The sequence below is a fragment of the Methanoculleus sp. UBA430 genome, from assembly GCF_002506585.1.
Lineage (GTDB): Archaea > Halobacteriota > Methanomicrobia > Methanomicrobiales > Methanoculleaceae > Methanoculleus.
Genome location: NZ_DAXW01000003.1, coordinates 373,842 through 388,385 on the forward strand (window position 1 = coordinate 373,842; position 14,544 = coordinate 388,385).

Annotated in this window: 13 protein-coding genes; 11 read left to right on the plus strand and 2 right to left on the minus strand. The window is 65.8% G+C overall.

All coding sequences use genetic code 11. From position 1 onward, the window contains the following. Positions 1–100 precede the first annotated feature (100 nt). The 6 genes from BRA49_RS03635 to BRA49_RS03660 all read left to right on the plus strand — a co-directional run bounded on the left by BRA49_RS03635 (position 101) and on the right by BRA49_RS03660 (position 6,308). Entirely contained in the window at positions 101–1,777 is a 1,677-nt protein-coding gene (locus BRA49_RS03635) for a PAS domain S-box protein (RefSeq protein ID WP_292383558.1), read from the plus strand. A gap of 72 nt (positions 1,778–1,849) precedes the next feature. Then, a complete protein-coding gene (locus tag BRA49_RS03640) occupies positions 1,850–2,416 on the plus strand; it encodes a LemA family protein (RefSeq protein ID WP_292383560.1) in 567 nt (188 codons plus the stop codon). A gap of 12 nt (positions 2,417–2,428) precedes the next feature. Next, entirely contained in the window at positions 2,429–4,246 is a 1,818-nt protein-coding gene (locus BRA49_RS03645; protein WP_292383561.1) for a DUF2207 domain-containing protein, read from the plus strand. 154 nt (positions 4,247–4,400) lie between these two features. Then, positions 4,401–5,576 (plus strand): DUF333 domain-containing protein, encoded by a 1,176-nt coding sequence (locus BRA49_RS03650; RefSeq protein WP_292383563.1) that lies wholly within the window; start codon positions 4,401–4,403, stop codon positions 5,574–5,576. A 70-nt stretch (positions 5,577–5,646) separates the two neighbouring features. Next, a complete protein-coding gene (locus tag BRA49_RS03655) occupies positions 5,647–6,009 on the plus strand; it encodes an STAS domain-containing protein (RefSeq protein WP_292383565.1) in 363 nt (120 codons plus the stop codon). Beyond that, a complete protein-coding gene (locus BRA49_RS03660) occupies positions 6,006–6,308 on the plus strand; it encodes a HEAT repeat domain-containing protein (protein WP_292383567.1) in 303 nt (100 codons plus the stop codon). The genes BRA49_RS03655 and BRA49_RS03660 overlap by 4 nt, the downstream gene beginning before the upstream one ends. Positions 6,309–6,313: 5 nt before the next feature. On the opposite strand, the gene BRA49_RS03665 is transcribed toward BRA49_RS03660, so the two are convergent. Then, positions 6,314–7,330, minus strand: a complete 1,017-nt coding sequence (locus tag BRA49_RS03665) for a DUF3821 domain-containing protein (protein WP_292383569.1) — start codon at positions 7,328–7,330, stop codon at positions 6,314–6,316. A gap of 250 nt (positions 7,331–7,580) precedes the next feature. Here BRA49_RS03665 and BRA49_RS03670 point away from each other — a divergent pair, with 250 nt between their 5' ends. The 5 genes from BRA49_RS03670 to BRA49_RS03690 all read left to right on the plus strand — a co-directional run bounded on the left by BRA49_RS03670 (position 7,581) and on the right by BRA49_RS03690 (position 13,220). Further along, positions 7,581–9,089 (plus strand): SLC13 family permease, encoded by a 1,509-nt coding sequence (locus BRA49_RS03670; protein WP_292383571.1) that lies wholly within the window; start codon positions 7,581–7,583, stop codon positions 9,087–9,089. Positions 9,090–9,130: 41 nt separating this feature from the next. Then, complete coding sequence (gene ftsA, locus BRA49_RS03675) at positions 9,131–10,486, plus strand: coenzyme F390 synthetase (protein ID WP_292383573.1); 1,356 nt, start codon at positions 9,131–9,133, stop codon at positions 10,484–10,486. A 244-nt stretch (positions 10,487–10,730) separates the two neighbouring features. Next, positions 10,731–12,368, plus strand: a complete 1,638-nt coding sequence (locus BRA49_RS03680; protein WP_292383574.1) for an MBL fold metallo-hydrolase — start codon at positions 10,731–10,733, stop codon at positions 12,366–12,368. Between the two features lie 62 nt (positions 12,369–12,430). After that, positions 12,431–12,715: a glutaredoxin family protein gene (locus BRA49_RS03685; RefSeq protein ID WP_348532055.1), complete on the plus strand. Its 285-nt coding sequence runs from the start codon at positions 12,431–12,433 to the stop codon at positions 12,713–12,715. Next, positions 12,708–13,220 (plus strand): ferredoxin-thioredoxin reductase catalytic domain-containing protein, encoded by a 513-nt coding sequence (locus tag BRA49_RS03690; protein ID WP_292383577.1) that lies wholly within the window; start codon positions 12,708–12,710, stop codon positions 13,218–13,220. Before BRA49_RS03685 ends, BRA49_RS03690 begins: the two co-directional genes overlap by 8 nt. On the opposite strand, the gene codB is transcribed toward BRA49_RS03690, so the two are convergent. Continuing rightward, entirely contained in the window at positions 13,213–14,469 is a 1,257-nt protein-coding gene (gene codB, locus BRA49_RS03695) for a cytosine permease (protein ID WP_292383578.1), read from the minus strand. The genes BRA49_RS03690 and codB overlap by 8 nt on opposite strands. Positions 14,470–14,544 lie beyond the last annotated feature (75 nt).

The window sequence follows — 14,544 nt, forward strand, 5'->3', positions numbered from 1 at the left end:
TATTCTTAATGCCTGGCATTGAGGTGCGGCATTGCGTGCGGCATCATAGCACACGACACTGCAAAACACTATATCCCCCGGTGCCGAACTCTATTCGCACATGGATCGCACTACCGATGCACTCTCTCTCCTGCTCAGCACGCTAAAAGAGCATCCGCGGGGCATGTCGGTCTCCGATCTAGCTGCCGCGGTCGGTATCAACCGGAATACCGTCTCCCGGTACCTCGACATCCTCCTCGTCTCGGGCCGGGTGGAGATGGAGACCTACGGAAAGGCCAAGGTCTTCTACCTCTCGCAAAGGGTCCCGATCGCCGCCATGCTCAATTTCTCCTCGGATCTCGTGCTGGTGCTCGACCGTGAGCGCCGGATCGTCCAGGCAAACGATGCCGTCTGCGCGTTCGCGGGGAGAGAGCGCGACGCCGTCCTCGGGAACAGCATCGAAGAGTCGCCGCTCGCCGCGTTCGACCACCCGCTGATACGGAGTCGGATCACCGACGCCTTGAACGGCCGCGAGGTCACAGAAGAACTCCGGTTTCTGCGGCACGACGCCGAGCTCTTCTTCCGGATCAAGTTCCTGCCGACCGTCTTTAACGACGGCGCGCCGGGCGTCACCATCATCCTCGAGGATATCACCGAGGGCCGCCGTGCGGAAGAGGCCCTGCGCGAGAGCGAGATGCTCTTCCGGAGCCTCGTCGAGAACATCAACGACCTGATCCTGAACGTCGACGAGACCTGCACGTTCACCTACGTCAGCCCAAAAAGCCGGGATATCCTCGGCTACGCCCCCGAGGAGATGCTTGGAAAGACACCCTGCGACTTCATGAATCCGGAGAAGGCCGAATCGGTCCGGGCCCGGTTTGCCGCGCTCTTCGCCGACCCGGAGCCGAAAGTCGCCTTCGAGTGGACGATGCACCACCGGGACGGGAGCCATGTCGTCTTTGACGTGAGCGGGACGCCGGTCTACGACATGATAGGCGACTTCACCGGCTACCGGGTGGTCTGCCGCGACGTCACCGAACGGGTGCGCGCCACAAAGCGGGTGGCCCAGTGGAAGTCGTTCCTCTACTCGGTGGTCAACAACGTCCCGAGCATGGTCTTCGTCCGGGAGGTGGAGGGGAACACATTTGTCTTCGCGAACCGTGCCGCCGAGATCTTCCTTGGTATGACCCAGGAGGAGATGACGGGAAAACGGGCCGCCGACCTCTTCCCGCCGGAGATGGCAGGTTTCTTCGCCGACGGCGACCGGGAGATGCTGGAACGGTCGGCCGCGCTTGAGCGGAAGGTCCACCTCCCGACGGGGGCGAGCATCTCCATGAAGAAGATCCCGGTCTTCAACTCCCGGGGCATGCTCAGGTACATGCTCGGGATCGCCGAGGATATCACCGACCGTGCGGCCGCCGAGGACCTCCTGGTCGCCGAGCGCGACCGGGCACAGGGTTACCTCGACGCGGCCGGCGTGATGATCGCGGTGATCGGGGCGGACGGCTCCATCGACCTTGTCAACCGGAAGGGAAGCGAGATCCTGGGGTATGCTGGAGAAGATCTGGCCGGAAAGAACTGGTTTGCGACGGTCGTCCCGGAGCGCCTGCGGGACCGGCTCACCCGGAACTTCGTCCGCCTCGCGGCCGGGGAGATCGAGCCTCCTGCCTTCGAGGAGAGCCCGGTCGTCACCCGGGAAGGTCGAGAGCGTTCAATCCTCTGGCACAACGCCCTCCTCCGGGATACCGACGGGAAGGTCGTGGCGATGGTGAGTTCCGGCGAGGTGGTCGGGGAGTAGCCGGGGCGGAACCCCGGCGATACGTCACTCCTTAAATACACCGCAGGGCAGATACAATACTGGTGACAGACCTTGGTGGACATCATCTCCCTTGTCCTTATCGTCGTCGTGGTGCTGGTCGTCATCGGCATCGCGGCGGCCTTAGTTGGCATATATAACCGGTTCTTCTCCCTCAAAAACTCCGCCGAAGCAACGGTCGGACAGGTGAAGGTCGCGATGAAGAAGCGGCTGGATATGATCGAGCAGCTCCTCGGCGCGGTGAAGAGCTACGCGACATTCGAGAAGGAGACCCTGACCGGCGTGACCGCGATGCGGGCCCGCATCGGCAGCGCCGGCCCGGGAGACCTGAATGAACTCGAACGCGAGTCCCGGTCGGTCCTCGGGCGGCTGCTCGCCGTCGCCGAGAACTATCCCGACCTCAAGACTTCGCAGACGGTCCAGGAACTGATGGGCGCGGTGAGAGGGGTCGAGGACGAGATCGCCCGGCACCGCTACACCTACAACAACATCGCCCAGCAATACAACACCATGACCGACACGGTTCCCTCGAACCTGGTCGCCGGGGTCATGGGCTTTTCGAAACTTGAGTACCTGGAGTTCGGCGAGGAGATCGAGCGCGTCCCGACGATAGCGTTCTGATAGGCGGTGGGCATGACTGAACGACAGCAGATCGCCGTCCTTGTTGCCGTCACCCTTCTTGCCGGGGTGTTGGCGGTCGCGGGAGCAGCAGCGCTCCCCGACCTTTTCCGGGGCGATCTCGAGGTCCAGGCGTATGACGCCGTCTTCTTCGAGAATGGGACCTTCATCGAGCGCTATACCTACGACGTCCGTTCGGCGGGGGAGTACCGGATGCTCTTTCGCTACTGGGAAGCACCGCTCACCTTTACGGCCGTCGACCGGCCGCACATCGAGTTCATCGGGATGACCGCCCCGCCCGGAACCGTCGGCTACATCAAGAACGCCGAAGACGAGGTCCGGACGGCCGCCGGGAACCCGACCCCTTCGGATGTTGCGGTCATCCGGAACCTTGCGTTCGCTAACGAGGTGGGCCTCTTTGACCCCGGCTACTTCGACCCCGGCACCTACACGGTGGAGTACCGCTACCGGGTCCGGCCGCCAATCGAGTACGACGAGGAGTGGGCGCACCTGAACCTGAAGCTCGTCGACGAGCACGTCCCCTTCCGGGACCTCCGGATCACGCTCCCGTTCGCCGGCGATATCGAGGAGGTCTACACTCATCCCCCGACCCTCACTATCGAGCGGACGGCGGAGGCCGTCATCATCACGGGGAGCGCATCCCAGAACGACGCGCTGAACGTCGAGATGGTCCTCGATCCGGCCTTTACGGGGAAGGTCGGCGGCTTCCCGGCGTATGTCCCGGACGTGCGGCAGCAGGCGGCGGATGCCAACCGCTGGCCCCCGATCCTCTACGGGGCGGCAGGCGTCCTTTACGGTCTTGCGATCCTTCTCGTCCTTCTCATGCCGTTCGTCCTCCTCGGCGTTTATTTCCGCTTTGGAAGGGAGAAACCGTTCACGGTGCCGGAGTACTTGAGTTTCACGCCGAATACCGCGCTCAAGCCCTGGCAGGTGAACCTCCTCTTCAAGGGCGACCCCCTCGAGTTCGACGACAACGGATTCTACGCGACGGTCCTCGACCTCCACCGGCAGGGGAAGATTGTGGTCGCCGAGAAGCCGGAGGGCGGAGGGGTCACGGTCCGGATCGTCTCGGGGGAGTCGACCGACCCCTACGAGCAGCGGGTGCTCAACTTCCTCGCCAACGTCGCCGACGACCACGTCGTGGATACCGACGAACTGGCCAGGTTCGCCGAGACCGCCCGGCGGAGTCCCGGCTACCAGCACCGGATCCTGCAGTACCAGCAGTCGCTTGCCGCCCTCTCCCGGGACGTGGATACCACGCTCTCCCGGCAGTACATCAGGGATGGCCGGACGACGATCCTCCCGCTCATCTTCCTCGGTGCCATCCCCTGCGGGCTTGCGATCCTGACGTTCATCCTCGCACCGGGCGCGGCCTACCTCCTCATCCCGGCCGGCATCCTCTTCTTCATCGTCGCGGTCCAGGTCGGGATCGCGGCCCTCTTCCCCTCGACCCTCTTCGGCTTCTGGAAGGGCGACCACTACAAGGAGAAACTCGAATGGGATGCGTTCGCCTACTTCCTCTCGGATCTCGCGTTGATCCAGCAGTATTCCCCTGCGGACCTCTCGATGTGGGGCGAGTGGCTGGTCTACGGGACGGCGCTCGGCCTCGGCGATAAGGTCGAGCAGGCGATGAAGAACCTGAATATCAGCCTCCCGGATGTCGGGGTGCCGCTCTACTCGAACATGCCGGTGATCTTTGCTCCCATCGTCCTCTACTCCCCGCCGTCGAGCGGTGGTTCCGGAGGGTTCGGGGGCGGCGGGTCCTTCGGTGGCGGCGGCGGGTTTGGCGGCGGCGGCGTCGGGGGACGCTGACGCTCTCCGGGTTGTTCCGGTCTCTTGACCGGGACTCGCATCCCCTTTTTTTTCGACCCGGCATACGGCCTCTTCCTGCAGATAAGTCCGAATCCCTTCGTAGTTAAGGCAATCTACTTACCTCCGGGGGGAGAACGTATCGGTGTTGATGCCTATGACGGGTTCATATCCAAACTACATGGTCGTCTTCCTCACGCTGATCGGGGCCGTCATCGCCTGCGGGTGCATGGCCGCCGGGGGAGAGGACGGGCCGGCCGACCGTGTCTCCGGGAACGGCACGGTCACCTACGTCGACCTCGAGGGCGGGTTCTACGGGATCACCGCCGGCGGCGGACGCTACCTCCCCGTAAACCTCCCGGCGGAGTACCAGCAGGACGGCCTCCGGGTCAGGTTCGTCGCCGACGTCCTCAAGGATACCGTGACCCTCCAGCAGTGGGGGACACCGGTCGAGATTGTCGAGATCGAGGCGGCCGATACCCGCCGGACGGTTGCAGCGAACGCCACGGTCACGTATATCGATCTCGAGGGCGGGTTCTATGGGCTTATCACCGATGACGGCCGGCGTTTCCTGCCAGAGAACCTCCCGGAGGAGTACCGGACCGACGGTCTCCGGGTGGCCTTCAGCGCCGACGTCCTGGACGGCGGCGCGGGGATCCAGATGTGGGGAACGGCGGTAGAGCTGCGCTCCATCGAGCGGATCGACGGCGTCATGCTCGTCTCCGGGAACGGCACGGTCACCTACATCGACCTCGAGGGCGGGTTCTACGGGATCGTCGCCGATGACGGCCGGCACTACCTCCCGCTCGGTCTCGATGAGGCCCGGCTGATCGACGGCCTGAACGTGACCTTTGTTCTGGAGGTGCAGGAGGACGTCGCGACCATCCAGCAGTGGGGGACGCCGGTCAAGGTCCTCGCCATCGATACGGCGGGGAACGCGACCTTCGTCGCAACGACCGGGACGGTCACCTACGTCGACCTTGAGGGTGGGTTCTACGGGATCGTCGCCGATGGCGGCGAGCACTACCTCCCGTTTGGGCTTGAAGAGCGCTACCGCGTCGACGGGATGCGGATCACCTTTGTCGGGGAGGTGAAGGAGGGCGTCATGACCATCCAGCAGTGGGGGACGCCGGTCGAGATCATCGCCGTCCCGTGGGCCTGCTCCTCGTGCGGCGGAATGGCCGGCATGGCGGACCCGGCCGCGGTCTGGTGCATAGAGCAGGGCCATGCCTACGAGACCCGGCAGAACCCCGACGGCAGCGAGTACGGCGTCTGTATCTTTGCCAACGGTACTGTAGTCGATGCGTGGGACTACTACCGGCAGACCCACTAACCAATTTTTGACGGGCGCGGGCCCGGTGCAAAACGAGCTGCTTTTTCCCTCACGCGCCAAGAGAAGAGCCATGGACGTTTCGGTCAGCGAGCGGGACGATACGGCGATCGTATCGGTCGACGGCAGAATCGATGCGGAATCGGCAGAAAACCTGGATTCGGCGCTCTCCGGGGTGCTGGCGCGCGGCGGGAAGCGGATACTCTTGAACCTGGAGAAGGCGGCCTACATGAGCAGCAGCGGTCTCCGGGTGCTTCTGAAGAAGCTCCGCGACCTGCGTGTGGTGGACGGGGAGATGGCGCTCTGCTCGGTCCAGCCCGACGTCTACCGGGTCTTCCTCCTCGCGGGGGTCCACGAGGTCTTCCCGATCTACGTGGGCCTGGACGAGATCTTCGCCGAAGAGGAGCGGGAGACGAAAGGGAACGAGTCGCCGTGACGGAAAGCCTGATCCGCATCCTTCGCGACGGTGCGACCGCCGACCGGATGGAGGCGGCAAGGGCCCTTTCTGCCCTCGGGCCGGCCGCCCTTCCGGGGCTCCTTGCCGCGCTCGAAGACCCCGACCCCCGCCTCCGGATGTGGGCGGCCTACACCCTCGGGATGATCGGGGACGGACGGCCGGCCCCGGCGCTCATCCGGGCTCTCGAAGACCCCGACCCGGGTGTCGGGAGGTGGGCGGCCGCCGCCCTCCGCCGGATCCGGGACGCGGCCGGCGGCTGCGGCTGCCGGTTCTGCTGATTCTCTTACCTGCGCCTGCCGATGAGAGCGACGGCGAGGGCCGCGACGGCCAGCGCTGCCGGGAGCGGGGCCGTGGTCGGCGTGGGGGTTGCCGGAGCCGTCGTCGCGGTCCCGGTCGGTGCCGTTGTCGCCGTCTCCGTCGGTGCGGTCGTGGGCGAGGTCGTCGGGGCTGCGGTTGTCGGCGTGGGGGTTGCCGGGACCGTCGTCGCGGTCACCGTCGGCGTGGGTGTCAGCGTCCCGGTATCGATCCCGACGCGGTTGCCGACGGTGAACGTCACGGGTTCGGTGTCGGCGGCGTAGGCGTCGAAGGCTGCCGGCGTTCTCCATACGGCCCGGGCAGTGTACGTCCCCTGCTCACGGAGGCCGGAGAGCGGGATCGCACCGGGCATGCCGGGGTCGTCGGTGTAGAACCGCGTCGAACTGATGTTTAACCCGGCAAGGCTGATCCCGCCGATGGCGGTGGTCTCCGCACCGCCCGGGTGGGTGAGCACGATGTCGACCATCGCCGGGTAGACGCCGCCGGCCCGGTAGAAGGAACCGACGTCGGGGGAGGCTATGCGGAACGCTATCCTGGTGTTCGACGAGACGGTGAGTCCGGTCAGGGGCTCGTTGTGGTAGGGGTTCGCGAGCACCACGTCGAGGTAGATCGTCGGCTCGCGGATGAAGACGAGCGCCGTCCTCCCGTCGGTGGGGTTGAACGCGTAGTAGGGACCGTACTCCCCGCCGGTGAGGAGGATATCCTGGACCTCGAAGTCGGTGTCGTCAGCGACCGGGATACTCTTCGTGACCCCCCGGTCGGGGTCGTTGTCCTGGTACTTCTGGAGCGCCGTGATGGGGTTGTTCGTGGTCGCGTTCCGGAGCTGCGTGAGATCGAGCCCCTCTTCGTAGACGAAGATCGTATCGTAGGGCTGGATGTCGTTGATCCCCGGCCCGCGGGCCCCGGCCTCTCCGGCACAGAGGGCAAGAAGGCAGACGGCGAGGAGGACGATGAAGCCTCGCCTGCGGATCCACTCTGGTGTCATGCTATCCCGTGTGCTGATTCTGCTGATATAGGTTGTGTGCTGGGGGTCCGGTCCGCCCGGGTACATCGACGCACCGTCACTGCGGCCCTCTCGGTATCGCCGGTCGTTGGTTCCCGTCCCCCGACGGGTGCGGCAGGGATCGCCGTCGGGAGACGGGCGGCTTGAAAGTGCCTTTTTCGATTATTCTCCTCCAAACCCGGTTGACTTCCAATTCCTTACACTTAAATAATTTCTTCTCCCACGTTTGAGAATGAGAAGGGTCGCTTTCATCATCGCATCGTTCCTCATCTTCTTCGTGATCCTGGCGATCCCCATCGATCCCGCCGTCCTTGCGCCCGAGGCGCAGGCGGTTGCGGCAGTCACCATCCTTATGGTCCTCTTCTGGGTTACCGGCGTCGTCCCCCTGGAGGCGACCGCCCTGTTCCCGCTGGTCCTCTTCCCGGCGCTCGGGGTTCTCTCCCCGGTGAAGGTGGCGGAATCCTACGGCAACGAAGTGATCTTCCTCTTCCTCGGCGGGTTCATCATCGCGATGTCGATGCAGCGGTGGGGCCTGCACCGGCGGATCGCTCTCCAGATCATCCGGGTCGTGGGGACGAGCCCGCGCCGCCTGGTGCTCGGGTTCATGGTCGCCACCGGGTTCCTTTCGATGTGGATCTCGAACACGGCAACGGCCATGATGATGATCCCGATCGCGGTCGCGATCATCCTGACGATCCTCCCCGGCGCCGATAAATCGCTTGAAGGTTTCGACAGGGGAGAACAGGCGCTTGCAAAATGCTTGATCATCGGCATCCCCTACGCCGCGAGCATCGGGGGAATTGCGACGATCATCGGCACACCCCCGAACGGGATCTTCATCGCCCAGCTCGCGACGATCTTTCCCGACGCGCCCCCCATCGATTTCTTCTCCTGGATGAAGTTCGGTGTTCCGTTTGCAGCGATCTTCCTCTTCCTCGCCTGGCTCTGGCTCGTCGAGGGGCCGTACCGTGAGATGAGGTCGACCCTGCCGGGCGCCGGGGGAATCATCCGCGAGGAGCTCGGGAAACTCGGCCCGATCTCTAAGGGGGAGCGGTGGACGCTGTTCGTCTTTCTTCTAACCGCCCTTGCCTGGATCTTCGAGCAGACAAAAGAGATCGATGGGATCATCATCCCGGGCCTTGATATGATCTTCCCCGGGATCAAGGACTCCACGATTGCGATCTTCGGGGCGCTTCTCCTCTTCGTCCTCCCGGTCGACGCGAAGAAGGGCGTCTTCACGATGAACTGGGTGTGGGCCGTGAAGATCCCCTGGGGCATCCTGCTCCTCTTCGGCGGGGGTATCGCCCTCTCGAACGGGTTCCTGGAGAGCGGGCTTGCCACGACGATCGTCGAGTCGCTCACCCTCATCAACGGGCTCCCGATCGTCCTCCTGATCCTGATTGTGGCGCTGGGAGTCGTTTTTTCGGGCGAGATCGCCTCGAACACTGCTATCGCCGCCATTCTGATGCCGATCATGGCGATCGCGGCCATCAGTATGGGGGTCAACCCGATCGTCCTGATGATGACCGCCGCGGTCTGCGCCTCGATCGGGTTCATGCTCCCGGTCGCCACGCCCCCGAACGCCGTCGCCTTCGGGAGCGGCTACATCTCGGCAAAAGACCTCCTCCGGTCCGGCTGGGCGCTTGACATCGTCGGGGTCGTGCTCTGGATGGTCTGCCTCTACACGATCGTCCTCTGGGCGCTCGGGGTCCCCCTTGATATTCCTGCCTGGGCACTCTGACCCCCGGCACCTATTTTATCCCGGGCGTCTATCCCGCCCGGATGACAGGCGATCGGTACTACAACCCGGCGGTGGAGACGCTCGCACGAGCAGACCTTGACGCGCTCGTCGACGAGAGGATCCACGCCACCGTCCGGTACGCGGCGGAGCATTCCCCCTTCTACCGCCGGTGGTTCGAACGGCATAAGATCCGCCCGGAGACGATCCGGGATCACGAGGGCCTCCGCGACCTCCCCATCATCTCGGGAGCGACGATCCGGCGCTACCAGCCTCCGAACACCACTGAGTTCTGCTTTAAGAGCGTCCCCTGGGATGCGGTCTTCACGGTCAACGAGACCTCCGGGACGAGCGGGGTCCCGAAGAGTTTCTTCCTCACCTGGGAGGACTGGGAGCGGTATGCCGGGAAGTACGCCCGGCTCTTCGTCTCGCAGGGCTTTCTCGCCGGCGACCGGGTGATCGTCTGCGCCTCCTACGGGATGAACGTCGGGGCGAACACCATGACGCTCGCCGCCCGGGACCTCGGGGTGACGGTCATCCCGGAGGGGAAATGTACCTTCCCGGTCCGGGTGATGGCGCACTACCGCCCGACGGCGGTGATCGGGAGCGTCTTCAAACTCCTCCGGCTCGCCCGCCGGATGGAGGCGGAAGGGCACCCGCCCGAGGAGGCGGGCATCAAGCGCCTCATCGTCGGGGGCGAGAGCTTCGCCCCGGCATCGAGGCGCTACCTGGAGGAGGTCTGGGGCTGCCCGGTCTACAACACCTACGGGAGCACCGAGGGGACGATGTGCGGCGAGTGCACCCGCCAGGCCGGGCTCCACGTTCCCGAGGATCTGGTTCACTTCGACCTCTACGATCCCCGGATGGAGCGGTTCGTCCGGGACGGCGAGACCGGCCGGCTGGTCTATACGACGCTCCTTGAACCCGGCAGGAGGGCGGGGACGCTCCTCATCAACTACGACACGGAGGATACCTGCTCGGTCGTCTCCCGGGAGCGGTGCGGGTGCGGGCGGACGCATATGCGGATCGAGAATCCCCGGCGCGAGGCGGAGACGGTCCTGGTCGCCGGGGTCCCGCTCAACCGGGTGGACGTGGAGGCGGCGGTCTTTGCGCCCGAGCATATGGCATCGCTGAACGGGGAGTACGAGGCGTTCATCTACGGCGGCGACGAGGCGGGGGAGACCGTCCTCCGGGTGAGCATGGAGTCTCACGACCCGGCCGGCGCCGACCCCGGGGAGGTCGAGGAGACCTTTCGTTCCACCCTCTTCCGGTCGGTCCCGGCCCTTGTAGAGGCCTACGAGGACGGATCCCTGCAGATCGTCTGCGCCGTCACGCCGCCGGGAGGACTCGAACTCCACCGGGCGCCCGGCCGGCCGAAGCGGATCGTGGACCGGCGGTGACGGTGCCTACCGCCACCGGCACCACGGATCCTGCTGCGCCGCGGCGGTGCCGCAGATCCACGCGGCGAGCACGAGCGCGGCCAGGATCCGTGCATATCTTCCGACGATCATCTCCTCTCTTCACACCCCCTCCTCTTTCCGCACGGCGGGATAAGCGTTATCCAGGCACGGCACCGTGGGCGATATCCGGCTGGTTTTTCTCCTTTCCGTTCCAATACTCCTCCATCAGCCAGGGTGTTGCGGAATGCTCGAAGACCAGCGATGGCAGCCGGTGCCGGGGACCATCGGCGCCGAGATCTACCCTTTTCTCCGGAAACCGGACGTTACCTGCTCGAACGCCTACTTCATCCGGACACCCGGCGAGATCCTGATCGTCGACACGGGGGCGGACGCCGCGCAGATGGACCGGATCCTCGCGCTCGTGGAGGAGAGCCTCGGGGAGACCCCACGGTCGGTCTTCCTCCTCATCACCCACTGCCACGCCGACCACTGTTACCAGGCCACCCGGGACCGGCGGTTCCGCTCCCTCCCGGACCTCACCATCGCTGCGGCGGAGGAGGGTGCCAGGGCGCTCGAGTCCGGCGATCCGGCCCGGACGGTTGCGGAGATCATGGGGTGGGAGATCGAGCCGCTCCCGGTCGGCCTCCCGCTTCTTGCCGGGCGCGACCGCGAGACCCTGGAGACGAACGGCGGGATCGTCCTTTACCGGCAGCAGGTCCCCCTTCCCTCCGGGGATGCCCTTGTGGTCTACCATACCCCGGGCCATTCGCCCGACAGCATCTGCATCCGCTTCGGCGGCCTCCTCTTCATCGGCGATCTCCTCTTTGCGGCGAGCCCCGGTGTCGCCGGGCTTGCCGGGTGGGATCACCCGGCGCTGCTTGCCTCGATCGAACGGGTCCGGTGGATCCTCTCCCGCGAACCGGTGAGCCTCTGCTGCCCCGGCCACGGGAGGAGCATCCCGGCCGCAGCGATGCCGGGGCTCCTCGACCGGCTCAAGGGAGAGGCGGAGAGACTCTCCGGCATCGGGACCTTCGACCGGCATCGGCTCGACGACTCCCTGGAGCACGCCGTCGACCTGCTCCAGGAGGCCAATCGGCTCTTTGCCGTGATCGCGGGCCGCCTCTACGCCCTCGTCTACCGCCTGGACGACCTCGGCGAGGCCGAAGAGGCCCGGCGCTACCAGGAACTGCTCGAATCCGACCGGATCGACGAGTTCCTGGCGGAGTTCTCGCGGTTCGCCGACGAGTTCCGGGCGGGGGAGAAGCTCGAGGTCCAGCTCGTCCTCAAGGCCGTCCAGGTGATCCAGCGGATCGAGGCTCATTTCGCGGGCGACCGGCTCAACCACGTCGTCGAGGCATCGCTCCTCCGCCGGGCCGACCGCCTCCTCACCGACTTCATGAGCATGATCATGGGCTACCAGGACACCGTCAGCCTCTCCGTCGTCGACCTCCCGCCGCTGCTCCGGAATCTCGTTGCCGGGGTCTCGTCGTGCCCGTTCTCGGACGAAGCGTTCATCGAGGCGGCCGACGACCCGGCAGCCTACCGGGCGGAGCTGGTCTGCCGGCTCGCCTACCTCCCGCTCTTTGAGGGCATCTGCCTCTCCGTCGAGACCGAGGACCCCCTTCCGCCGGTGTCGATCGACCGGGAGCGGTTCTGCGACGAGGTCGTCGGTGTCCTCGAGGATATGGTGGCTGCCGGGTCTCGCGAGATCCGGCTCTCCCTCCGGCGCGAGGGGGATGCAGTCGGGCTCCGGATCCCGGGTTGCGAGGCGCTCTCCGAGCGGAGGCTCCGGTTCTACCGGCGCAAGTTCGGCCTCGCCGGAGTCACGCTCGCGGCCGGCGGCGACGGTGCCGGCCTCTTTCTTCTCTTTGAGGGAGGGTAGTCCCCGCCCTCCCCGGAGCGGGGACAAACTACTTACCATCGGCCCTCGAAACGGGAGTGATCATGACCGGTATGCAGCATGTGCCCGGAGAGGATCGCGGCAAGGTGATTCTCTACGCCCTGAGCACCTGTGGGTGGTGCGCCGACACGAAGAAGTTCCTCACCGGCCTCCGCGTCGAGTTCTCGTACGTCTACGTGGACCTGCTCACGGGGGCGGAGCGGGACCGCGTGGTCCGTGAGGTCGAACGCTGGAACCCGCGGCTCTCGTTCCCGACGCTCGTCGTCAACGACGCGAAGGCGATCGTGGGGTTCCAGGAGCAGGAGATCCGGGAGGCGGTCGGTGCCTGACGCGGCGAGCGACGAGGAGGTCGACCGCTTCATACAGGGCCTTGTCGAGGAGGCGGAGGCCGGCGGTTACCACATCAACCCTGATGAGGAGTTCACCCGGGGCCTTGTCCGGGGCCTGCTCGCCAACCGGGGGCGGTACGGCTACATATCCTGCCCCTGCCGGCTCGCCTCCGGGAACCGGGAGGACGACCTCGACATCATCTGCCCCTGCGATTACCGGGACCCCGATATCGCCGAGTACGCGGCCTGCTACTGCGCTCTCTACGTCAACGCCGAGGTGGAGGCCGGCCTCTCCGCCGCCGCCCCCGTCCCGGAACGGCGCCCGCCGCCGGCGGAACGACGGCGAGCAAAGGAAGAGCGCGCCACGGCCGGCCCGGCCCCCGGAGGCCTGAACTACCCGGTCTGGCGGTGCCGGGTCTGCGGCTACCTCTGTGCGAGGAACGAGCCGCCCGAGACCTGCCCGATCTGCCGGGTTTCCCGCGACCGGTTCGAACGGTTCATGTGAACCGGACCAGGCAGGCGTAGAGAAGGAATGCGGCGACGATCCCGTTCACCGGAGGGATTCCCGGGATCACGAGGGCGGCGAGAGAGCCTGCGGCGTAGGCGGCGAGCCCCTGCCGGTTGAACCGGAGGGCGGCCGTTTCGTTGAGCACGGGGTAGCGGCCCCGGTGGCGGACGAAGAAGTCGGCCATGATCACCCCGCCGAGCGGGGGGATGAGCACTCCCATCATGACCATATACGGGATCAGTAAGTCGTACATCCCGAAGAGCGCGAGCAGGGTCCCGGCGCCGGCGCCGGCGAAGGTGATCAGCCGTCGCCGTTCGGTCCGGAAGAAGTGGCATCCGGCGACGGAAACGTTGTAGATGGTGTTGTCCTGGGTCGTCCAGATGTTTAAGAAGAGGAGGAGAATTCCGGCGGAGAGAATGCCCTGGACCGCCAGCACCTCGACGATGTCGTCGAGGCCGTAGACGACTGCGCCGACGGCGCCGACAGCGATCATCAGCCCGTTCCCGAAGAAGAATGCAAGGATCGATGAGCCGACCGCGGTCCGGGCCGACCCGGCAAAGCGCGTCCAGTTGGCGACCTGGGTCCCCCCGGAGACGAAGGTGCCGACGACGATGGTGAGGCCTTCGGCGACCGTGAGGCTGCCTGTCATGAGGGGGCCGGCGGCGTCTCCGGCGTCCCGGAGGGCGATCGTGACGCTTGCGGCGATGAGGAGGAGCATCGCCGGGACCGCGACCCGCGAGAGGGCGGCAAGCCCCCGGCAACCGATATACGCCGTCAGGCAGAAACCGAGCCCGAAGACGATCATCAGGGGCGCCTGCAGTCCCGGGTCGAGGCCGAGGAGGCGGACGAGGACGATCGCGATCGTCGCGGTCCCCCAGGCGTACCAGCCGATCTGGGTGAGGCCGAGGAGGGCGTCGCACCACCGGCTGCCTGCGTTCCCGAAGGCGAACCGGGCGGTGAGGACGGTGGAGAGGCCGCTCCTGAAGCCGACATAGCTGAGGCCGGCGACGTAGACGGCGAGGATTGCATTCCCGCAGAGGATGATCGCCGCAAGATCGGGCCAGAACCGGAACGCAACCCCGAGGCTTGCGCCGCCCCACATCGTGGCGGAGAAGAAGGTGAACCCGAGCAGCACCAGGGTGATCGGCCAGAACCCCTGCCGGGCCCCGTCCGGGACGGCGGAGAGCGGGTAGTCCTCCGCGCCACTCTGGTCCATCGCCGCAACGGCCATCTTTTCCCGGATCATTGCCGCTCTGTCGATGATCCCATTTTTCGTTCCAGGATGAAATGCTTTCCGGATTTTCTCTCTTCTGCAGGCCGG

Coding starts and splice junctions, on each gene's coding strand:
- BRA49_RS03665 (WP_292383569.1), bottom strand. CDS start 7,330: ATGACACCAGAGTGGATCCGCAGGCGAGGCTTCATCGTCCTCCTCGCC.
- BRA49_RS03680 (WP_292383574.1), top strand. CDS start 10,731: ATGCTCGAAGACCAGCGATGGCAGCCGGTGCCGGGGACCATCGGCGCC.
- BRA49_RS03635 (WP_292383558.1), top strand. CDS start 101: ATGGATCGCACTACCGATGCACTCTCTCTCCTGCTCAGCACGCTAAAA.
- BRA49_RS03645 (WP_292383561.1), top strand. CDS start 2,429: ATGACTGAACGACAGCAGATCGCCGTCCTTGTTGCCGTCACCCTTCTT.
- BRA49_RS03655 (WP_292383565.1), top strand. CDS start 5,647: ATGGACGTTTCGGTCAGCGAGCGGGACGATACGGCGATCGTATCGGTC.
- ftsA (WP_292383573.1), top strand. CDS start 9,131: ATGACAGGCGATCGGTACTACAACCCGGCGGTGGAGACGCTCGCACGA.
- BRA49_RS03670 (WP_292383571.1), top strand. CDS start 7,581: ATGAGAAGGGTCGCTTTCATCATCGCATCGTTCCTCATCTTCTTCGTG.
- BRA49_RS03685 (WP_348532055.1), top strand. CDS start 12,431: ATGACCGGTATGCAGCATGTGCCCGGAGAGGATCGCGGCAAGGTGATT.
- BRA49_RS03650 (WP_292383563.1), top strand. CDS start 4,401: ATGACGGGTTCATATCCAAACTACATGGTCGTCTTCCTCACGCTGATC.
- codB (WP_292383578.1), bottom strand. CDS start 14,469: ATGATCCGGGAAAAGATGGCCGTTGCGGCGATGGACCAGAGTGGCGCG.